The organism is Aquamicrobium aerolatum DSM 21857, from assembly GCF_900113935.1.
Lineage (GTDB): Bacteria > Pseudomonadota > Alphaproteobacteria > Rhizobiales > Rhizobiaceae > Aerobium > Aerobium aerolatum.
In genome coordinates this window covers 20,804-42,034 of record NZ_FORF01000021.1, presented here as the reverse complement: position 1 = coordinate 42,034, position 21,231 = coordinate 20,804, and the positions used below count along the sequence as shown (strand labels likewise).

Genomic DNA, 21,231 nt, shown 5'->3' with positions numbered 1-21,231 from the left:
TGATCGGGCGCTAACCGGCGTGCCCTTCACAAGCTCTAACCGGGGTCCCTTTTACACGAAAAGGCGGGGTCCCGTTTCCACGGTCATTGACAATCACGGACTATGAGCGGGGTATGGGCGGCGATATGCCTCTTGGGCCCCGGCCTGCCGCTTCTAGGGCGGGGCGCTCCCGCTCCCGGCCATCGTTCACGCAGCTAATGGCTGACCTGCGCCGTCCTGCCGCGCGCAAGGATGCCGCGGTTGCGCTGATGTCGCGCATTGCCGATCCTGTAGTCCGCCAGTGGGTCGCTGAACAGATCGCTAAAGGCGAGATCAACCGCTTGTCGATCTGGACACGGCCGGGACGTTCGGAGGAAACCATCATGGCCGCGTGGCGTGGCGAGGCCGACGCCGCGCTTGCTGATGCAGAGGCGGGCGTCGCCTCCCTGTCGCTGAGTAGGGGTAGCCTGCTGGAAGTCGCTCGACTGCTCGAGGAACTGGCCGGGGCGGAAACCGCCACAGCATCAGGGCCGAAACCGCCGGGAGGCGCCTGAGTGCTGACAGAGAACCGCATCCCGTGGCAGGCGCCCTTGCAGTGGTTATCCGAATTTCTCCCTATAGTGTTTGGACCAATTGCTACGGTGGAGCCATGGCTTCACCACGGTCAGCCGTCCCTCATCTGCTTCGGCCTTGGCCTTCAACAGCGTCTCACTCATGAACTGGATTTCCGGCGAGGCGATCGACAGGATCTCATCAAGGTCGCGCGCGGTGAAGCGTTTCTTGGAGCCGTATCCAGCGGGAATGTCGCCCTTGGTCGAGTGACCCATGGCGCGCATTCGGCCGCGATGACTGACCCCTGTGGAATCGAGGAAATCGGCGTAGGTGTGTCGGGTCGAATAGGCGGTCACATCCGCGCGCGTGATGCCGATTTTCGTCTTCAGGTATTGCCAGCTTTTTGTGATCGGCTGCCCCCACCGCAATTCGCCATTCGGCTTGGGATAGGGCTCCCATTCGGGAAACAGAACGGGACAGCCTCTTTCCTTCAGTTCTTTGACGCGTTCGAGCAGCCCGAGTTCGATGACGAGGGGATGCATCGGTACGAGACGCTCCGAGCTGGCCGTCTTGAACCGCTTCTGATCCTCGATCGCAACGCGCCCCTTTTTAGGATCGAAACCACGCAAGTCGATATAGTAAATGCTGTTGCGCTGAACGATGTCCTCGATCTCGATCTGGCCAAGTTCGCTGATCCGGAGGCCATGAAGCACCAAGATGATATAGCCCCAGTAGAGATGGGACTGGATGAAGACGGTTCCCGGTTTCCAGATGCGTTTCGGCGCTTCGCAGCCTATGAACAGCGGCTGCGAGAACATGAGCTTGATCTCATCGCTTTCGAACGAATCCCTCGGAAGGGAAACGAGGTTCTTGCCGCTGATCTCCTTGAAGATCGGCTTCGCGTGCGGGTAGTAGCCCTTTGTGATAAGCCAGCCAAAGAACTTGGACAGAGCGTTGTGATAGCCGTTCCGGATGCGGGCCTCCGTCAGACGCTTCAGTTCCGTCCAGCCATGTTTCTGGGCGTAGGCATATCGCGTGGCCAGCGAGACGCAATGCTCGCGGGGAATGTTCTTGCGGTCCGGAATGTCGGGAAGCATGGTATCGAGTTCCTGCGCTTGCCCGCCATCGAATGAACCGACGTCCACGTCTGCGAACTGGTCGATCAAGAACTGAATGATCAATTCCACTTCGCGCAACGCGTCGGCACTGTCGCCCGCTTCCCGCCGCTCCTTTAGATATTCGGCAAGGGCAGCGGAGAACGGTGGGACGTGCTTGGTCGCGGTCTCTTCTGTCCGTTCCGGCGCGTGCGAACTTTGCTCTGCTCGCGTTGCGACCATCGGGCTCGCTGCGATGGGGTAGGATCGCGGCGCGTGAGGCGGTGCCGACAATGGCCGCTGAAAGCTATCAGGGACCGCACCGAACTGGACGGCTGCTTGCATGTCCGCACGTCCTCGTTCGTAGTTGCGGACGCGCTCGGCCTTCCGCAGATAGGCTTCCGCCTCGACGTTCTGCTGAACGAATGTCCTGAACAGCGACGGAAACTCGGGCTCGATCATGTCAGGCCCGCACCCTGCTGCCTGCGCCTTGCGGTTCAGGTTCTTGAGAAGCTCCTCGTAGCTCCGGCGGGCGAACAGACGTTCATCCGAGATGGGCCAGCAGTCCTGAAGATATGCCCGGAGCTCGGCAACGTTCTTCTGGAAGAGGGACGTGTAATCTACGCTGTCATTCATGCGGTGAAACCAGCCAAGGCATTCTAGGAGCCTCATTCGAGCCGTGCGGTAATCGCTTGTTCCGAGGGAGGCACGATAGAGCGGTTTACCGATAAGCGGTGCACATTGCACGGCAAAACGGGCCTGCATGAAATAGCGACCCTCGCGCCGCGCGAGATAGGAAGTCCGTGCCATTAACATCTCCGCGTACATTGGCGTGAGATGTCACACAGTCTCTGGAACCTCCTGGCTCCATTAACTAGCTGATTTTCCTATTCGGGATCAATGGTAGCGGAGGACGGATTTGAACCGCCGACACAAGGATTATGATTCCTCTGCTCTAACCAACTGAGCTACTCCGCCCCGTAGACAAAAAGAAGACCGCTGAAGCGCTCTCCGCATGTCGTCGTGAGGTGGCGCGGATATACGAGAGGCTTGGCCGACCTGTCAAGCGCGTTACCGGCTGAATTCCCATTCATTTGTGATAACCATTCGTCACCTACTGGAAAGATTTCGACGATTTGCGCAAACTCAATGTAGCTGCGTGAGGCAAAGCGCATGATCCGAGTTATCAAAGCCGATCCTCCCCCAAGAAAGGAACGAGCCATGAAACGGTTTCTCACAATAGCAATACTGGCCGCTGCAACCGCTCTTGCCAGTGCCGCACAAGCGGCAGAGCACGAAGTCCAGATGCTCAACAAGGGTGAGAAAGGTGCGATGGTGTTTGAGCCTGACTTCGTCAAGGCGGAACCCGGCGACACGATCCGCTTCGTGCCAACCGACAAGTCCCACAATGCCGAAAGCATCAAGGGCATGATTCCCGCCGGCGCCGAAGGCTTCACCAGCAAGGTCAACGAAGAGGTCGTCTACACCGTCACCGAAGAAGGCGTCTACGGTGTGAAGTGCACGCCGCATTACGGCATGGGCATGGTGATGCTTATTTCAGTTGGCGCGCCAGTAAATCTTGAAGAGGCCAAGGCTGTGAAGCATCCGGGCAAGGCCAAGGGTGTTTTCAAGGAGCTGCTCGACGCGGTTCCCGCCAGCTAGTCTTTTGGCCCAGTGGGCGGCTCCGTGGGTGGCTCCGGTCTGGTGAGAATGAAGGTCGCAGCGCCTGCCATTGCCAGCATTTGAATGGCGAGCAACATTCCCGACAGGCCCATTGCGACTGATAACAGCAGCGCGAAAGCCATTCCTATGATCGCGGCGCGTTTTCCCTTGCGGGGAATCGCGCCGTGCGTCTGCCAGGCAACAATCATCGGCCCGAACCGCGGATGATTCAGAAGCCATGCGTTCAGCCGCTGCGACCCTCGCGCGAAGCAGAACGCCGCCAGGATGATGAAGGGAGTGGTCGGCAGCACGGGCAACGCGGCACCGATCATTCCGAGGACCAGCGACGTGCACCCGGCGGCAATCCAGACAAGTCTCATCCAGCGAGATCTCACAAATTTACCTTCGCTTCAGCGCGGCCAACGATCGCTCGCGCCTGTCTGACAAATATGGCCATCTCGGGCAAGCTGCGGCAACGACCTGGCCATTTCCCCTCGCTGGCAAGTTGTGCGACATAACTAGTTCATACCACGCAGACGTTTCAGGGAGGAAAAGCCTGCATGACCACGATCCGTCCGATCACCCAGTTTGAAACCCACGACGTCTTCAATCAGCCGCCGCCATTTGAAGACATCAACCTGTTTTCCTCTGATACAGCGCTGGTCGATGCGGTGGGCAAAGCTGGTGGTTCGGCCCATGAAGCGCATCTCAAAAATCTTGGAGCGCAGGTTGGCTCAGCTGAGTCTCTCGAATGGGGTATTGAAGCCAACCGCGTCACGCCCGTTCTGGAGAATTTCGACCGTTACGGACGGCGCATTGACGAAGTGCGGTTTCACCCAGCCTATCACGCGCTGATGCGACAGGGGCTCGACAACGGCTTTGCAGCGCTTGCATGGAACGAAGCGCAAGCAGGACATGTCGCCCACTCAGCGGCTCAATTCCTTGTCGGTCAGGCAGATTGCGGCACTGTTTGCCCCATGACGATGACCTATGCGGCAGTGCCAGCACTGCGTATGGAGCCGAAGGTTGCCGAGGTCTGGGTGCCGCGCATTCAGGCAGGACGCTATGACCCTGCGGTGCGGCCAGCTGCCGAAAAGGCTGGTGTCACCATCGGCATGGCGATGACCGAGAAGCAAGGCGGCTCAGACGTGCGTGCCAACACGACCCGTGCCGTGCCCACAGGTGAGGAAGGCTGGTACAGCCTCACCGGGCACAAATGGTTTTGCTCCGCACCCATGTGCGATGCTTTCCTGACACTCGCCTATACCGAAGGCGGCCTGACATGCTTTCTGCTGCCGCGATGGCTGCCGGATGGCGAGCGCAACGCCGGTTTTCGCGTGTTGCAGCTCAAAGACAAAATGGGCGATCGCTCCAACGCTTCATCGGAAGTCGAATATCAGGGCGCTTTGGCACAGCGGATCGGCCCGGAAGGACGCGGCGTCGCGACGATTATCCAGATGGTGCAACATACTCGTCTCGACTGCGTCGTCGGTTCGGCCCAGCAGATGCGCACGGGCGTGGCCCACGCCTTGTGGCACACGGCTCACCGTTCGGCATTCCAGAAGCGCCTCATCGACCAACCGGCGATGGCCGCACTCCTCGCCGACCTGGCCGTCGAAAGCGAGGCAGCGACCGCCATGGGGCTGCGCCTTGCGCAAGCATTCGACGCCAATGACCCGCTCAGCCGCCTGCTGACCCCGATTGCAAAATACTGGATCTGCAAACGCACTCCGGGGGTGATCTACGAGGCAATGGAGAGCCATGGCGGGGCGGGATTCATTGAAAGCGGCCCGATGGCACGGCTGTTCCGTCAATCGCCGCTAAACGCCATCTGGGAGGGCTCCGGGAACGTCATCGCGCTCGATGTGCTAAGGGCGATGGCCCGGGAGCCAGAAGGTGTCGAGGCGTTACAGGAATTCATTGAAGCACGGCGCGGTCTCAACACCGCATACGATGGCTGGATCGACACGATCAATCTGCGCGGTGTCACCGAGGCGACAGCCCGGCATCTGGTGGAAAAGCTTGCTCTTGCCGCACAAGCTGCAATCCTCCTGGACTGGGACAATCCCGTGGCGGACGCTTTCTGCAGCTTGCGCCTGAAAGAACGCGGCATGGCCTATGGTGCGTTCGAAGCGACAATCGACACGCGCGCCATTCTTGAACGCGCGATGCCAAAAGCCGCCTGACGTTTGCGGCAGGGAGACACGACAAGCCTCCCTGCCGATCAGGCCACGCACGTCGGCGCCTGGAATCTGCGCAACCGCAGCGCATTTCCGAGTACGAAGATGCTCGAGAACGCCATCGCGCCTGCGGCAAACACCGGCGACAAGAGGATGCCGTAGATCGGATAGAGCACCCCGGCTGCGACCGGGATCAAGGCAGTGTTGTAGGCAAATGCCCAGAAAAGATTCTGCCTGATATTGCCAATCGTGGCCCGCGACAGCGCAATCGCATTCGGTACGCCGTTCAGGTTCCCGGACATCAGCACGACGTCTGCGGCCTCGATGGCGATATCGGTGCCGTTGCCGACCGCGATGCCGACATCAGCTTCAGCCAGGGCGGGTGCATCGTTGATGCCATCACCGACAAAGGCCAGCTTGCCGTGCTCGGCCTTGAGCTTGCGCACCGCCGCGACCTTGCCTTCCGGCAGAACTTCAGCAACGACTTCATCGATCCCCAGCCGTCTGGCGATGGCTTCGGCAGTCCTGCGGTTGTCGCCAGTAATCATCGCCACTTTCAGGCCGAGGGTGTGCAGTGCCGCAATTGCCACTGGCGTCGTTTCCTTGATCGGGTCAGCAACCGCAACAATCGCCGCCAGCCTGCCGCCGATTGCGGCATAGAGTGGCGTCTTGCCTTCAGTGCCAAGACGCGCGGCAGTATCGGCAAACACGGATACGTCCAGTCCCAGCTTGGTCATGAAACGATCCGCGCCGACATCGACACGGACGCCATCGACATCCGCCGCCACACCATAACCGGTGATCGATTCGAAGTTGGAGATAGCCGGCACAGTGAGGCCTTCAGCTTCAGCAGCCTCAACGATGGCGCGCGCAATCGGATGCTCCGACTTGGCTTCCACTGCCGCGATCCTTGCCAGCACCTCTGCCCGCTCAAGCCCGGTAGCAATCTCGATGTCGGTCAGCGTCGGCTTGCCTTCTGTCAGAGTGCCGGTCTTGTCGACCGCAACCACGCTGGCATCCTTCAACGCCTGCAACGCATCGCCCTTACGAAACAATACGCCGAGTTCAGCCCCGCGCCCGGTGCCGACCATGATGGATGTCGGCGTCGCCAGTCCCATCGCACACGGACAGGCAATGATCAGTACCGCGACCGCATTGACCAATGCGAAGGTCAGAGCCGGATCAGGCCCTAAAATCAACCAGACGAGAAAGGTCAAAGCGGCAACGCCCATCACCGCGGGCACGAACCACATCGTCACCTTGTCGACCATCGCCTGGATCGGCAGCTTGGAGCCCTGCGCCTCTTCCACCATGCGGATGATCTGCGACAGCACGGTCGCCCCACCCACCGCAGTTGCGCGAAACGCAAAAGCGCCGGTCTGGTTGATGGTGCCGCCGACGACGCCCGCTCCTTCTGTCTTTTCCACCGGCATAGGCTCGCCTGTAATCATCGATTCATCGACGAAGCTTGAGCCATCGACCACGTCGCCATCGACCGGAATGCGCTCGCCGGGGCGCACCTCGATGATGTCACCGGCAACGACGTCAGCAACCGCAACCTCGAGGACCGTACCGTCGCGCCGCACTCGCGCCGTCTTGGCCTGCAGTCCGACCAGGCGCTGGATCGCCTGCGAAGTGCGGCCCTTGGCGCGCGCCTCCAGATAGCGGCCAAGCAGGATCAGGGTCACGATGACGGCCGCAGCTTCATAATAGACGTTGACGGTTCCCGCCGGCAGCAGCGACGGCGCAAACGTTGCCACAAGCGAATAGGAAAACGCTGCCAGCGTGCCGACGGCAACCAGCGAATTCATGTCGGGTGCCAGCCGCGCCAGCGCCGGAAAACCCTTCTGATAGAAGCGACGGCCAGGGAAGAAGAGCACCAGTGTCGTCAACACGAACTGGATCAGCCAGCTTTGCTGCGTGCCGATGGTCTCTGCCACAAAATGGTGGAATGCCGGGATCAAATGCGATCCCATCTCCAGCACGAACACCGGCAATGTGAGCGCCGCGGCAACGATCAGGTCGCGCTTGAGAAGAGCGGCTTCCGCATCCTTCTTGGCTGCGATTTCGGCGTCGTCGGCATTACTCTGCCCAAGCGGACTTGCAGCGTAACCAACTCGCGCCACCGCCTCGACCAGCGCTCGCGTATCGGCAACGCCGTGCACGCTCGCCCGTTCGGTGGCGAGATTGACGACAGCATCGCGAACGCCCGGCACCGTCTTCAACGCCGCCTCGACGCGCCCGACGCAAGATGCGCAAGTCATGCCTTCAATCGAAAGCTCGGTCGTCGTTGCGGGCACACCATAGCCTGCGGCCTCGACGGCCTTGATCAGCGCTGCGCGCTCAAGAGACCCGTCACCGCGAATGTCGGCGCGCTCGGTCGCCAGATTGACGGAAGCCGTTGCAACACCGTCCACCTTGCGTAGCGCCGCCTCCACCCGCCCGACACAGGAAGCGCAGGTCATGCCCTCGATCGGAAAAGTAATCGTCTTGCCAGTATCGGTAGCGGCTTCAGTGGGTACATTCATGGAAATGTTCCAGACAAAATCATCGAATGGTTCTCAGATAAGGTTTCCCCTTACTGGAAGGTCAAGAGCAGCAAAATCGAATTCTGGATCAACGCGAAACATGTGACAATCAAGGTCCCAGCCTCTATCTACCGAACGACTTCGACTGCATCAGCCGATTCCACAGCCGTGCCACCCAGGAGGAAACCGCACAATGTCCACGAACCGCGCGAACTACCCGAACACCCAGCTTTTCATTGACGGCGAATGGCGCAATGGCGTCGAGGGCAAGACGATCCCGGTGACCGATCCGTCGACCGGTGCCGTCATCGGCACGGTGGCGCATGCGACCAAGGCCGATCTCGACGCGGCACTGGCGTCGGTTGAACGCGGCTTCAAGGTCTGGAGTGCGACTTCTGCGTTTGATCGTTACAAGCTGATGCGCAAGGCAGCCGAACTGCTGCGCGAACGCGCCGGCATGATCGCCGAGATCATGACGCTTGAGCAGGGCAAGCCCGTCAACGAAGCCAAGGGCGAAGTTCTGGCCGGTGCCGACGTCATCGACTGGTTTGCCGAGGAAGGCCGTCGTGCCTATGGCCAGATCATTCCGTCGCGCGTGCCGGGCGTTACGCAGATGGCGATCAAGCTTCCGGTCGGCCCGGTTGCCGCGTTCACGCCATGGAATTTTCCGATCAATCAGGTGGTCCGCAAGCTTTCCGGCGCCGTCGCTGCCGGCTGCTCGATCATCGTCAAGGCGCCTGAAGAGACCCCGGCTTCGCCAGCCGAGCTGATCCGCTGCTTTGTCGATGCCGGCATTCCGGCAGGCGTCATCAATCTCGTCTACGGCATTCCTGCCGAAATCTCCGAATATCTGATCCCGCATCCGGTGATCCGCAAGATTTCGTTCACCGGCTCGACCCCGATCGGCAAGCAGCTCGCGGCACTGGCTGCCAGCCACATGAAGCTGGCGACGATGGAACTGGGCGGCCATGCGCCGGCGATCATCTTCAACGACGCCAATATCGACAAGGCGGTCAAGCTGCTGGCTGGCTCGAAATTCCGCAATGCTGGACAGGTCTGCGTCTCGCCGACCCGCTTCCTGGTCCAGAACGAAGTCTACGACCGGGTGGTGGACTCCTTTACCACTGCCGCCAAGGCCATCAAGGTCGGCAACGGTTTTGAAGACGGCGTGCAGATGGGCCCGCTCGCCAATGAGCGTCGTATCCCTGCGCTTGAGGAACTCGTCAACGACGCGGTCGCCAACGGTGGCGAACTCAAGACAGGTGGCCGGCGCATCGGCAATGAGGGCAACTTCTTCGAACCCACCGTGCTTTCGAACGTGCCGAAGAGCGCGCGCATCATGAACGAGGAACCGTTCGGCCCGGTGGCGGTATTTGCGCCGTTCTCGACGCTTGATGAGGTGATCGACGAAGCCAACCGGCTGCCGTTCGGCCTTGCTTCCTACGCTTTCACCGGTTCTGCCGAAACCGCGCACCAGCTGGGCCAGCGGATCGAGGCTGGCATGACGACCATCAACCAGCTCGGTCTGGCGCTGCCGGAAGTCCCGTTCGGGGGCATCAAGGATTCGGGCCACGGCACCGAGGGTGGCTCCGAGGCGATCAACGCCTACTTCATCACCAAGTTTGTGACCCAGATGCCTGCCTAATCTGACCTCATTGCTCCGCCGTTTGTGAAACCGGCGGAGCAATATCGGGCAATGCCCTTGCAGTTCCCTGCATCGCGTGGAAAATTCTCTCGAAAGAGTGAGATGACCGGACCGGCAATCTCTGTCGGCTGAGCCCTCACCGTATTGGGAGGGTCCGCTGATGTACAATACCAACTCAACGCAGAATTCAGCCGCAATCCGGCTGACCCCCTCCAACTTTTCAGAAGCCACGCGCCACCTGCCCGCACGGGCACGCATGGTCCTCAATGTCGCCATGGGCCTGCCGCGTGGTGCACTCACGGTGCAGACGCCCGAGGGGAATCTGTTCAGAGTCGGCGGCAACGGGCCCGGCCCTGAAGCACATATCGTTCTGCGGAACTGGAGACTGCCTAGAAGGGCTTTTTCCGGCGCGACCATCGGCGTGGCTGAATCTTATATGGACGGCGACTGGGAAAGCCCTGACGTGACTTCGTTTCTCGAACTGTTCGTGGTCAACGAAGATGCAGGAGAGCAGGTCGCCGGCGGCGCAAACTGGTTTGTCACAGCGATCCAGCGGTTCCGTCACTGGCTCAATGAAAACACCCGCACCGGATCGCAACGCAACATCTCCGCGCACTACGATCTCGGCAATCGCTTCTACGAGCAATGGCTCGACCCATCGATGACCTATTCATCAGCGCTCTACTCGACCGGCGCCAACGATCTGGAGAGCGCTCAGATCGAAAAATTCCGCGCACTCGCGCATGACACGGGGATCGGCCCCAACGATCACGTTCTCGAAATCGGCTGCGGCTGGGGAGGTTTTGCCGAGTTTGCCGCCCGCGAAATTGGATGCAGGGTCACCGGCCTGACCATCAGCCGCGAGCAGCATGATTTCGCAAAGGCGCGCATTGCCCGGGCGGGACTGGCTGACAAAGTCGACATCAAGTTTCAGGACTACCGCGACGAAACCGGAAAATATGATCGCATCGCTTCCATCGAAATGTTCGAGGCCGTGGGCGAGAAATACTGGCCGGCCTTTTTCGGCAAGGTGAAAGACTGTCTTCGGCCAGACGGGACTGCCGGAATGCAGATCATCACGATCAAGGAATCGGCGTTCGAACGTTACCGTGCGCGGCCTGATTTCATTCAGCGCTATGTGTTTCCAGGCGGCATGTTACCGACGCCAGCATTGTTGAAAAGCTTAGGGTCGGACCACGGCCTGACCTATGTGCGCGAACGGATCTTTGCGCAGGATTACGCGCGCACACTCGCCGATTGGCGCGAGCGCTTCTGGCAATCCTGGGAAAAGATTGTGCCGCTTGGTTTTGACGAGCGCTTCAAGAAGCTCTGGGAATTTTATCTCTACTATTGCGAGGCAGGATTCCGCGCTGAGTATATCGATGTTCGCCAGGTCATCTACAAAGCGTGACTGGCGCCATCCGGCATAAACCCGGACGGCGCCAGCTCTTGGCTAAAGTGTGATGCGATACTTGGCGAACCCCGCCTCGCCATCGCCGGCAGCCTCGATCTTCACGCCTTCCACACTATCCATGAAAGCCGCAGCCTTCGGACCGGTCTCAAAAAGCACGGTCGTGTCGGGCAGAGCTGCAAAATTCCAGTTCGCGTCAGCCGATGGGTTGATCGTTCCCTGATCCAGAATGTAGCGGACGATAACGTCGCGATTGGTATCGGGAGCCTGGAATATCACCTTGTCCGCACCAATTTCCGGGAAGTTTCCGCCGCCGCCTGCACGGTAATTATTGGTTGCCACCACAAAACGCGCGTCAGGATCGATCGGCTGGCCATTGAACTGGAGATCAACGATACGATTTGCATCAGCGTTCAAAAGTTCGCCTTTCGGAGAATATTTGGCTGGCTGAGACAGGTCGACCTTGTAGCTTACGCCATCAATCACGTCATAATTATAGGACGGGAAGTCTGGGTTCACGAGGGGCTGATCTTTGCCACCCGGCTGAACCTGATTGAAGATGCCAACGGACATTTCAAGCCATCCCTTGACCTGAGCGCCATTGATTACAACCGCCTGCACGGTGTTCGGATACAGATAGAGATCGGCCACGTTGCGGATCGCGATGTCGCCGGTTGGAACGTCGGTATAATAGTCCGGCCCGCCGCGTCCGCCCGCCTTGAACGGCGCTGCAGCTGAAAGAACCGGCAGGTCGGAATACTCCGTATCCTTGAGCATGTCAGTGATATACCACACCTGTGCATTGCTCACGATCTGGACCGAAGGATCGTCTGCGACCAGCGCAAAATAGGAATGGAGCGGTGCCGATGTCTTGCCGACTGGTGCCCGCACATAAGCGAGGGTCGCCTCGTGATCAGCGCGCACCGCGTCCTCAACCTCAGTCTTGCTCTCGACCAGCGCCGACGTCTTGCCATCAACCCGCTGCGAAATCGGACGGGCTTCGGATGTCGAAGACACCACTTTCCACGCATTGCCGTCGCGCTCGAGCAACAGGTCCAGCAACCCGAGATGCGATCCCCAGAAGCCGCCCATAACGCCCGGCTTTCCGTTGATGGTCCCGGCAGCAATATCCAAACCTTCGACCCCTTCAAACTGCGGGCCGGGGAAGACAAGGTGGCTGTGGCCTGTCACGAGTGCGTCAATGCCGTCGATCCCGGCAAGAAGGATCGAAGCGTTCTCAAGCCCGTCCTCCTGTTTGGTGGGCCCCATCCCCGAGTGGGATAGCGCAATGATGATTTCTGCCCCGTCTTCCTTCATCTGCGGCACCCATGCTGCTGCAGCGTCGAGAATATCGCGGGTTTCGACGTTGCCAACGAGGTGGCGAGAATCCCAGTTCATGATCTGCGGTGGCACAAAACCAATGAGCCCGATGCGGATCGGATGCTCATTTCCCGCGCCGTCCTTGATCTTGCGGTCGAGAATTGTATACGGCTTCAGAAGCATCGTGTCGTCACGCCCATTGCCCGCGAGCTTGCCCTTGGCGACGTTAGCGCAGACGACGGGGAAATTCGCACCGGCCAAGGTCTTGTCGAGGAAATCGAGGCCGTAGTTGAATTCATGGTTTCCAAGCGTCGAGGCGTCATAGCCGAGCACGTTCATCCCGGCGATGATCGGATGAATGTCGCCTTCTTTCATCCCGCGCTCATAGGCGATGTAGTCGCCCATGGGGTTGCCCTGAAGGAAGTCGCCATTGTCGACGAGGATCGAATTGGTCGCTTCAGAGCGAATTTCGTCCATGATCGTGGCAGTCCGCGCAAGACCCATCGTGTGGTTCTCCCGGTCTGCGTAGTAGTCATAGGGGAAGACGTGAACGTGCAGGTCCGTGGTCTCCATGATGCGCAGATGGGCCTGATTTGACTGCGCGCGCGCCGAAAACGGGTGCAGCAGGACAACGGAACATGCAGCAGCCGAACCTGCTAGAAATCTGCGTCTGGAAAAGGCTGAAGTCATCATAGTCATGCTGGCTCTCCAAAAGGGATGCTGAAATGGGTTTTGAGACTGCTCAACAAGTGTTACGCGCTCTCACCGAGGAGTCCAGCAGCTTTGCATGACACAACCATGAAGGTGATTGGCCCAGATAACGCAGGGTAAATACAATAAAGTCGCCGATCCTTGCGGACCGGCGACTTTAACTGTTTTCAGATCGTGCGCTTTAGATCAGCGCAAAAAGCCATCGATGCGGCGCAATGTGACACGACGGTTTTCCCAAGCCTCGTACGGCGTATCTATGAGCAAGTAGTCTTCGCCATAGCCAACCGTCTCCAATGCCCGCGTCGGAATACGGAACTCGCGCACCAGAACTCGCTTGAGCGATTCTGCACGGCGCTCCGAGAGCGCACGATTGTAGCTTGCCGAGCCAACTGCATCGGTATGTCCTTCGATCAGGAAACGCGCTCCTCGGTCCCGACGCAGGACACGCTCCATTGCTCTTGCAATCTGCTCAACATTGCGGAACTGCGAACGTGAGATATCTGCCGAGGCGGTTGCGAAGTTGATCGACTGGATTTCGATGGACGGCGCAGCCCGACGAAGCTCAGGCCGCCGCTTGAACTCCTGAACCGTCACGCGACGCTCAGGTGACATGCGCATGCGCGGCTGCTGGTCAAGCTGGCGCATGATGCGGTCGGCTGACGGCATTTCCGGCGCCTGACGTGGCTGCGCAGTGGCAATGCCCGGCAGAGCGATGGTAGCGATAGTCAAGGCAATAAAGCTGCGACGCAACATGGTGTGTCTCCTTCAACGGGGGATATCTGATAGGCGACTATGGGACGTACGGCCTGAAGTCTGCCTGAACGCAATGTTATTCTACGTTCATGTTGGTTAACGACACGACGGCCCCAGGCTAAAGCCAGGGCTGGACCGCCTCCTCGGAAAACGCATATGGCGAGAAACCGGCACGTTGGTAGAGTTGCAACGCACGCGGGCTGTCGAGTGTATTGGTACTGATGACGACACGCTCCGGTTCGCGACTCCACGCGGCAAAGATCGCCTCGGAAAGCAGAAATCGCGCCAGCCCCCTGCCCTGAAAGTCTGGCACTATCCCGAAATAGACAATCTCGGCATCGCGCGGTGCCTGTGAATGGTTCAGCTCGAAAAAGCCCGCCGGTGCCCCGTCAACGTAGAGGATATGAAGGTCGGTATGGTCTGCATGCAGGATCGCGCCCAACTCGTCATCGCTCAAATTCCGGCGTGCCAGCCAGTGGTGTGGCTTGCCGACCTGTTCATAAAGATACCGGTAAAAATGCAGCGGCACTTCTCGCGCACGCATGACGGCAAGCCGCGGGCCGTGGGGAATTGGCACCCGCACCGGCGGAATTGAGTTCATTTCCAGATGTGTGATCCGGGCGATCAGGGTTGCTCGCGATGTGCCGTCAACTGTCATGTCAATCCTTGCCAGTGGCGACCGGCGTATCATTGCGACCACCCCATTCGGTCCAGGAACCATCGTAAAGACGGTTGTCCGTATGCCCGACAGACGCGAGCGCCAGAGAAATAGCCGCGGCTGTCACACCCGAACCGCAGGATGTCACCACCGGTCGGGATAAATCGATGCCGGCCTGTCCAAGCACCGCACGCAGTTCATCGACCGACAAGAACTCGCCGTCCTTTGACAAGGCGCTGGCAGGGACATTGCGCGCGCCTGGCATGTGGCCAGAGCGCATCCCCGGTCGCGGCTCGGCTTCCTCGCCCGTAAAACGCCCCGGTGAGCGTGCATCAGCGATCTGTGCGGAGCCATCGGCAACGATCTGAACCATATCGTCAAAAGTCGCGACCAGCTCGGCTGCATTCAGCACATCGAAATAGCTCGGCGCGACACGTGTCGGCTCGTTGGTTATCCGCCGCCCCTCGGCCTTCCATCCGTCAAAGCCGCCGTCCAGCACGAAGACATTGCTGGCCCCCATCAGACGAAACATCCACCAGACCCGTGGAGCGGAAAAAAAGCCCGGACCGTCGTAGACAACAATCGTATCGTCCGCGCTGATCCCCATCGAAGATACAAACTGGCCAAATTGCTGAGGCTGGGGAAGTGTATGCGGAAGGGTAGCAGAAGGATCGACCACCAGATCCTGATCGAAAAACACCGCCCCAGGAATATGGCCGGCTTCATACTCGGCACGCGCATCCCGCTTGTGGGCCGGCAGGTACCAGGAGCCGTCAACAATCGACAGCCCCGGCTCATCAAGCTTCGCCTCCAGCCATTCCGCAGATACGACAAACGGGCTTTTGCTCATGCGACGGTCCTCTTTCAGTTTGCCGGTATTGATCCGAAGCGCAGCCGGAAGCGTCGATTTTCTCGACCCTTCTTTTCGATCTTTCCGATGTGTATCTCACCAATTTCCGCCGTGGAGCGGACATGCGTGCCGCCGCATGGCTGGCTGTCAATGCTGCTATCCTGCCCAATCCCGACCAGTTGAATGCGACCAGCGCCGACAGGCGGCCGCACGTTCTTCGATTTTACCAGAGAGGGGTTGGCAACAAGCTCTTCATCGGTGATCCATGTCGTGAACACCGGATGATCAGCTCGCACCAGTTCCATCATCCGCTCCGTCACGTCTTCCTTGGTAACGCTGGCGTCAGGAATGTCGAAATCGACGCGGCTGTCATCCTCACTCACCGAGGCGCCGGTGATGGGATAAGAGCAAACCACACTCAACAGGTGGCAGGCCGTGTGCATCCGCATCAGCTTGTGACGACGTTCCCAATCAATGGTCGCCGTTACAGTCTCGCCAACTTCCGGCACAGGCTGGTCCGCCTGCAGGACATGAATGATATCTGCCTTGGTCTCGCCATTCACAGTCGCTGCAATCGCAATCTTCGTGCCGTCAGCGCGTTCGAGAAACCCGGTATCGCCAGGCTGTCCGCCCGAAGTGGCATAAAACACGGTGCGGTCGAGGATGATCCCGCCGCGATCATTGATCGCGATCACCGTTGCCGGGGTCGAGGTCAGATAGGCGTCGTCACGAAACAGGGGCAGGGTTTTCGCGCTCATCAAACCACCTCGTACGGCACATTGATATCGACTTGCTTTTCCATCCAGTCCGGAACCGGCAAGCTCTTCTCGCGCAGGAATTTGGGATTGAACAGCTTTGACTGATAGCGGGTGCCGTAATCGCAAAGAATCGTCACGATCGTGTGGCCCGGACCAAGATCCTTCGCCAGACGTATCGCACCCGCAATGTTGATGCCGGTTGAACCGCCAAGGCACAACCCCTCTTCCTGGACGAGGTCGAACAGGATCGGCAATGCTTCAGCATCAGGAACCTGATAGGAAAAATCGGGCGTGAACCCGTCCAGATTGGCGGTAATCCGTCCCTGCCCGATGCCTTCCGTGATCGAAGAACCGTCAGAGGCAAGATGGCCGGTCGTGTAGAAGCTGTGCAGCGCTGCACCGAGCGGGTCGGCCAGCGCGATCTTCACATCCTTGCTGTGCTCGCGCAGCCCTGCTGCAACGCCCGCCAGCGTTCCGCCGCTGCCAACCGCCGCAACGAAACCATGCACCTTGCCATCGGTCTGCTTCCAGATTTCCTGTGCAGTGCTGACCGCATGACCATCGCGGTTTGCAACATTGTCGAACTGGTTGGCCCAGATCGCGCCGTTCGGCTCAGTCTTTGCCAGTTGCGCGGCAAGCCTTCCGGATAGTTTCACATAATTGTTGGGGTTCTTGTACGGCACCGCCGGCACTTCGATCAGTTCTGCGCCCAGCAGCCGCAAGGCATCCTTCTTTTCCTGGCTTTGCGTGTCAGGGATAATGATGACAGTGCGATAGCCCAGCGCCTTCGCCACCAGCGTCAGGCCGATCCCGGTGTTCCCAGCCGTGCCTTCGACAATCACGCCGCCGGGGCGCAGAAGGCCCCTCTTCTCCGCATCGCGGATGATGTACAGCCCCGCCCGATCCTTTACCGACTGTCCCGGATTCATGAACTCGGCCTTGCCGAGGATCTCGCATCCGGTCTCTTCGGAAGCACGCTTGAGACGGATCAACGGCGTATTGCCAATTGCATCTAGAACAGAACCTGCCATGGAAACGCCCTTCATCATCAATCGGCGACAAGCCTAGAAACGCACTGTGCCTCTTTCAAGACAGCTTTCATCTCCAAGGGCATATTTGCGTGCCCAAAGCGGCGCAAGGCCAAACCAGCTTTCTATTCAGGTGAAAGCGGAATAGAAATTCTCGACATGACGGAGTTTTGGGGGGATCTGGCCATGCTGCGAACAACGATCATCGTCGTTTCTATAATTGTGGTTGCACTTGGCGTCCTTTTTGTCAGCGGACCGCGTGTCAGTACGGACACCACGATTACGTTCGATGCAACTGCTATCGGGGATAACCCGCAAGACTGGCTTGCCGCAAACGAGTCGCAGGTTCCCGCCTTGCGCCCGGAACTTGCCAAGGAAATCCTCTGGGCGTTCCCCAGTTCCAAAGCCCGCACACCATTGTCCATTGTATATGTTCACGGCTTTTCCGCCTCAAAAGGTGAAATCCGGCCTGTTCCAGACGAGGTTGCAAACTCTTTTGGCGCAAATATCTTCTACACCCGCCTCACTGGCCATGGTCAGGACAGTGCAGCCATGGGTACGGCGACGCTGAAAGACTGGGTCAATGATGTTGCTGAGGCCTTGGCTATCGGTCGAGCGATTGGCGAAAAGGTCGTGGTGATCGCAACGTCGACAGGCGCACCGCTCGTCACCTTTGCACTGACAAACCCTGCCCTTTCCGAAGCTGTGGCCGGAGTCGTCTTCGTCTCCCCCAACTACGCGATTCAGGCCAGCGGCTCCTGGCTGCTGACAATGCCTTGGGGGCTCCAACTTGCCGAACTCATCACAGGCAAAGAGCGCAGCGTAACGCCAGCCCATGACATGCACGCACTATACTGGACGACGACATATCCGGTCGCAGCGCTGCCTCCAATGGCGGCCGCTGCAGAACTGGGACGCAACACCGCTGTCGAGAATATCACTGTGCCTGCGCTTTTCATTTTCTCCGATGCAGACAAGGTGGTCCGACCGGAGGTTGCGCGCCAGGTCTGGGAACGGTGGGAAGCCGCTCACGAGATGATGGTTGTCGAAAGCTCGGGCGACGGCTCCAACCACGTCATTGCCGGCGACGCCTTTTCGCCTGAAATGAACGCGCTCGTGTCGGGCCGGATAATGGAGTGGATCAAGTCGCTGCAAAAATAGATTGCAGACGATTGTGCCGGCTTTACGAGCTTGATCTTTTCTCGGGCTTGGCGTCGCGGGCAAGCAGGTAAATGATCAATCCCAGCCCCTGCATGATCACGTAGAACCAGAAAAGCGCCTCATAGGCGACGACCGGATCGCCTGGCACGGTGCTTGCCGTGACCACGCCACCGGTAGCGAATTGCATCACTCCGACACCGCCAATAGAGAAGAAGTTCAGCAAAGTCATGCCGCGACCGGTCAGGTGCGGCGGCAGATAGGCGCGTCCGTGTGCCATCAACAAGCCATAGCCTGCTCCCGTCACACCGATGATGACAAATAGCGCCGTCGTGGTGAAGACGTCGGTATGCGGATAGAACGCCAGCACCGCGACTGCGACGAGGCCGATCAGATTGCCGAAAAATGCCACCCACTTTCGTGTTCCGAACAGCGCGTCCAGTGGGCCGTAGATAAAAGCTCCCGCCACCATTGCAAGCGCCATGAAAAGCGTCACCTGGCCGATCATCAACGCATCCGCGCCATAGACGTCCGCCAGATATGGGCCAGCCCACAAGCCGCGGATTCCGACGGCAGCCACGGAATGCAGCGCCATGATCGGCAAGATCGGCCACAACACCTTCAACTTGAACAATTCGATATAGGCACCAAATCCGCTGTCCAGCTGATCGCTGTCATGTCGTTCCGGATCACGCAGCAGCAGCAGCACAGCCAGCGCGGTCACCACGGTCACGCCACCTAACGCCAGCATGACGACACGCCAACCAAAGGCCTCGGCAGCCGCTGCCAGTGGCGAGGCACCGATCACATTGCCAAGCGAACCAAAGCCCACCAGCCACGATACGAGAATGGCGAGTCTGGCAGGCGAATACATGCGCGCGAAGATGAAGGCGGCGGCCATCAGAACCGGCGCACAACCGATGCCGATCAGCGTCATTGCCGCGATTACCATCCACGGCTGCGTGGCGCCTGCAAAAAGGAGTGCCCCGCCGCCACCGCCAAGTGCCAGCAGCACGGCTGCCGTGCGCTTGGGGCCATAGCGGTCAAGACAGACACCGATCGCGAACTGCGACACGGCAAACGCGATGAAATACGCACCGGATGCGGCCGAAAGGTCTCCTTTCGTCGCGCCGAGCTCGTCAATCAGAAACGGGGTAAGTACCGCCATGAAAGAGCGGTAGAATTGCGAAAGCACATAGGCAATTGCAAGCGCTGCGAGTCCGGCCATGAAGCGTTTCCTGTTTCATAAGTCTTGGGCCAGTCTCGCACCCTACAGGAAACGCCTTAGTGCATCCCGCCAGCCCATGCAATTGGGCCAGCGGGGCAATTGTTTACGCCGCCTTGCGGCCACCTTGCGGCTTGCGGCGGCCGTGGAACGGCTTCTTGCCAGCGGGTTTGCCAGCAAACTGGCGATCGCCGCCGGGCTTGCCGCCAAAGCGCTTCGGCTTGCCCTGGCGCGGACGGTTGTCGTTGCGATCGTCATTGGCGGCCACACTGCGCGGCTCGTTGGGGTCGCGCTTCACCGGCGCTGGATCCGGCTGGTCCAGATAAGATGCCGTTACAGGCAGCTTCATGCGGATCACGCGTTCCACCTGGCGCAACTTGCTTGCCTCTTCCGGGTCGCACAGCGTGATGGCTATGCCGTCTGCACCGTTGCGACCGGTACGGCCGATCCGGTGGACATAGCTTTCGGCCTCGTCCGGAAGGTCGAAGTTGACGACATGGCTGATGCCGGGAACGTCGATGCCGCGTGCGGCGATGTCGGTTGCCACCAGAATGCGCACGGTTCCGTCCCGGAACCCGTTGAGTGCCTTCTGACGGGCGTTCTGCGACTTGTTGCCGTGGATGACTGCAGCCTCAAAACCATCACGCTCCAGATCGCGGGTGACGCGGTCTGCGCCGTGCTTGGTGCGCGCAAAGATGATGACCGAGGACATCGCCTTGTCAGCCAGCATTTCCGACAGCAGCTTCCGCTTCTGCTTGGTGCGCGCCATGATCACGCTCTGCACGATCTCGCCGGCCGTCGTGCTCTGTGGCGCAACTTCGACGCGCGCAGGCGACTTCAACAGATCACCGGCCAGCTTTTCGATCTCGGCAGGCATGGTCGCGGAAAACAGTGCTGTCTGGCGCTCCTTGTGTGTTGCCTTTGCGATGCGGCGCACGTCATGGATGAAGCCCATGTCGAGCATGCGGTCGGCTTCGTCCAACACCAGCCAGCGGGTTTCAGCCAGGCTGATTTCGCCTTCCCGCACCAGGTCGGTCAAGCGACCCGGCGTAGCGATCAGCACATCGACGCCAGGGGCCATCTTTTTCACCTGGGAAAAGCGCGACACGCCGCCCAGTACAAGTGCAGTCGAGATGTGAAGGCCCTTCGACATCGCGCGGATTTCTTCTTCGATCTGGACTGCCAGTTCACGGGTCGGCGCCAGGATCAGCGCACGGCAGGTGCGAGCGACGCGCTTGGTGCCGATGCCGACGATCTTGGCAAGAATCGGCAGACTGAAAGCCACCGTCTTGCCAGAACCGGTCTGGGCGATACCGAGAATGTCGCGGCCTTCCATCTGCGCCGGGATCGACTGCTGCTGGATCGGCTTGGGCGATGTGTAGCCCATGGCATGGGTTGCCTTGAGCAAGGGGCCAGAAATGCCGAGTGCTGCGAAGCCCTCAAGGCTGGCGTCAACCGCAGCGGAGTTATTTTCGTTGGTCAAATTGTCTTCTCTTTCGCGACCAGCCCATCAGGGGCGGTCACAATAAAAATGCACGGCAGAGCGCAAGCTGCCGCAGCGTGTTCATTCATGGGCGACAAGACGGAGGACTTTCGTCCGCTCGGCTGCGCTGTCGTGCCCGCACGCCGTTCGCGGCGGGGCTCTTTCACACACCGGACCCTTTTGCAGGATCACGCGGGAAAGTTAGACGCAACCAGTCCGTATCAATGGAAAGCCGG

17 protein-coding genes and 1 tRNA gene are annotated in these 21,231 nt (G+C 59.4%); 6 read left to right on the top strand and 12 right to left on the bottom strand.

Going from position 1 to position 21,231, the window contains the following annotated elements:
- Nucleotides 1-197: 197 nt before the first annotated feature.
- On the top strand, nucleotides 198-533 hold the full coding sequence (locus BMZ42_RS15270) for a hypothetical protein (RefSeq protein WP_091524155.1): 336 nt from the start codon (nucleotides 198-200) through the stop codon (nucleotides 531-533).
- Between the two features lie 45 nt (nucleotides 534-578).
- Here the strand turns inward: BMZ42_RS15270 and BMZ42_RS15265 are convergent, their stop codons facing one another.
- Together BMZ42_RS15265 and BMZ42_RS15260 are read right to left on the bottom strand one after the other, a co-directional pair.
- Nucleotides 579-2,435: a site-specific integrase gene (locus tag BMZ42_RS15265; protein WP_175556746.1), complete on the bottom strand. Its 1,857-nt coding sequence runs from the start codon at nucleotides 2,433-2,435 to the stop codon at nucleotides 579-581.
- 91 nt (nucleotides 2,436-2,526) lie between these two features.
- A tRNA-Met gene (locus BMZ42_RS15260) sits at nucleotides 2,527-2,603 on the bottom strand.
- Between the two features lie 243 nt (nucleotides 2,604-2,846).
- Between BMZ42_RS15260 and BMZ42_RS15250 the strand changes: the two genes are divergently transcribed.
- Nucleotides 2,847-3,287, top strand: a complete 441-nt coding sequence (locus tag BMZ42_RS15250) for a pseudoazurin (RefSeq protein WP_091524148.1) — start codon at nucleotides 2,847-2,849, stop codon at nucleotides 3,285-3,287.
- On the opposite strand, the gene BMZ42_RS15245 is transcribed toward BMZ42_RS15250, so the two are convergent.
- Nucleotides 3,284-3,619: a YbaN family protein gene (locus tag BMZ42_RS15245; protein ID WP_244523288.1), complete on the bottom strand. Its 336-nt coding sequence runs from the start codon at nucleotides 3,617-3,619 to the stop codon at nucleotides 3,284-3,286. The genes BMZ42_RS15250 and BMZ42_RS15245 overlap by 4 nt on opposite strands.
- 228 nt (nucleotides 3,620-3,847) lie before the next feature.
- Between BMZ42_RS15245 and BMZ42_RS15240 the strand changes: the two genes are divergently transcribed.
- A complete protein-coding gene (locus BMZ42_RS15240) occupies nucleotides 3,848-5,473 on the top strand; it encodes an acyl-CoA dehydrogenase family protein (protein ID WP_091524144.1) in 1,626 nt (541 codons plus the stop codon).
- A gap of 38 nt (nucleotides 5,474-5,511) precedes the next feature.
- On the opposite strand, the gene BMZ42_RS15235 is transcribed toward BMZ42_RS15240, so the two are convergent.
- A complete protein-coding gene (locus tag BMZ42_RS15235) occupies nucleotides 5,512-7,995 on the bottom strand; it encodes a heavy metal translocating P-type ATPase (RefSeq protein WP_091524142.1) in 2,484 nt (827 codons plus the stop codon).
- 193 nt (nucleotides 7,996-8,188) lie between these two features.
- Here BMZ42_RS15235 and BMZ42_RS15230 point away from each other — a divergent pair, with 193 nt between their 5' ends.
- Complete coding sequence (locus BMZ42_RS15230) at nucleotides 8,189-9,640, top strand: NAD-dependent succinate-semialdehyde dehydrogenase (RefSeq protein WP_091524141.1); 1,452 nt, start codon at nucleotides 8,189-8,191, stop codon at nucleotides 9,638-9,640.
- A 160-nt stretch (nucleotides 9,641-9,800) separates the two neighbouring features.
- The gene (locus BMZ42_RS15225) at nucleotides 9,801-11,051 is read left to right on the top strand and encodes an SAM-dependent methyltransferase (RefSeq protein WP_091524139.1); all 1,251 of its coding nucleotides are present in this window, start codon (nucleotides 9,801-9,803) and stop codon (nucleotides 11,049-11,051) included.
- Nucleotides 11,052-11,093: 42 nt separating this feature from the next.
- On the opposite strand, the gene BMZ42_RS15220 is transcribed toward BMZ42_RS15225, so the two are convergent.
- The 6 genes from BMZ42_RS15220 to BMZ42_RS15195 all read right to left on the bottom strand — a co-directional run bounded on the left by BMZ42_RS15220 (nucleotide 11,094) and on the right by BMZ42_RS15195 (nucleotide 17,132).
- Nucleotides 11,094-13,070, bottom strand: coding sequence for a bifunctional 2',3'-cyclic-nucleotide 2'-phosphodiesterase/3'-nucleotidase (locus BMZ42_RS15220; protein ID WP_091524137.1), 1,977 nt, complete (start codon nucleotides 13,068-13,070; stop codon nucleotides 11,094-11,096).
- Between the two features lie 198 nt (nucleotides 13,071-13,268).
- Nucleotides 13,269-13,835 (bottom strand): OmpA family protein, encoded by a 567-nt coding sequence (locus tag BMZ42_RS15215; RefSeq protein WP_091524135.1) that lies wholly within the window; start codon nucleotides 13,833-13,835, stop codon nucleotides 13,269-13,271.
- Nucleotides 13,836-13,953: 118 nt separating this feature from the next.
- Nucleotides 13,954-14,493, bottom strand: a complete 540-nt coding sequence (locus BMZ42_RS15210; RefSeq protein ID WP_091524133.1) for a GNAT family N-acetyltransferase — start codon at nucleotides 14,491-14,493, stop codon at nucleotides 13,954-13,956.
- Nucleotide 14,494: 1 nt separating this feature from the next.
- A complete protein-coding gene (gene sseA, locus BMZ42_RS15205; protein WP_091524131.1) occupies nucleotides 14,495-15,343 on the bottom strand; it encodes a 3-mercaptopyruvate sulfurtransferase in 849 nt (282 codons plus the stop codon).
- A 14-nt stretch (nucleotides 15,344-15,357) separates the two neighbouring features.
- A complete protein-coding gene (locus BMZ42_RS15200; protein WP_091524129.1) occupies nucleotides 15,358-16,101 on the bottom strand; it encodes an alanyl-tRNA editing protein in 744 nt (247 codons plus the stop codon).
- Nucleotides 16,101-17,132: a cysteine synthase A gene (locus tag BMZ42_RS15195; RefSeq protein WP_091524166.1), complete on the bottom strand. Its 1,032-nt coding sequence runs from the start codon at nucleotides 17,130-17,132 to the stop codon at nucleotides 16,101-16,103. Before BMZ42_RS15195 ends, BMZ42_RS15200 begins: the two co-directional genes overlap by 1 nt.
- A gap of 156 nt (nucleotides 17,133-17,288) precedes the next feature.
- Here BMZ42_RS15195 and BMZ42_RS15190 point away from each other — a divergent pair, with 156 nt between their 5' ends.
- The gene (locus BMZ42_RS15190; protein WP_244523287.1) at nucleotides 17,289-18,290 is read left to right on the top strand and encodes an alpha/beta hydrolase; all 1,002 of its coding nucleotides are present in this window, start codon (nucleotides 17,289-17,291) and stop codon (nucleotides 18,288-18,290) included.
- 22 nt (nucleotides 18,291-18,312) lie between these two features.
- On the opposite strand, the gene BMZ42_RS15185 is transcribed toward BMZ42_RS15190, so the two are convergent.
- Nucleotides 18,313-19,515 carry an MFS transporter gene (locus BMZ42_RS15185; protein ID WP_091524126.1) on the bottom strand — a complete coding sequence of 401 codons (1,203 nt, stop codon included), beginning with the start codon at nucleotides 19,513-19,515 and terminating at the stop codon, nucleotides 18,313-18,315.
- 103 nt (nucleotides 19,516-19,618) lie between these two features.
- Nucleotides 19,619-20,995 (bottom strand): DEAD/DEAH box helicase, encoded by a 1,377-nt coding sequence (locus BMZ42_RS15180; RefSeq protein WP_091524123.1) that lies wholly within the window; start codon nucleotides 20,993-20,995, stop codon nucleotides 19,619-19,621.
- Between the last annotated feature and the right edge of the window lie 236 nt (nucleotides 20,996-21,231).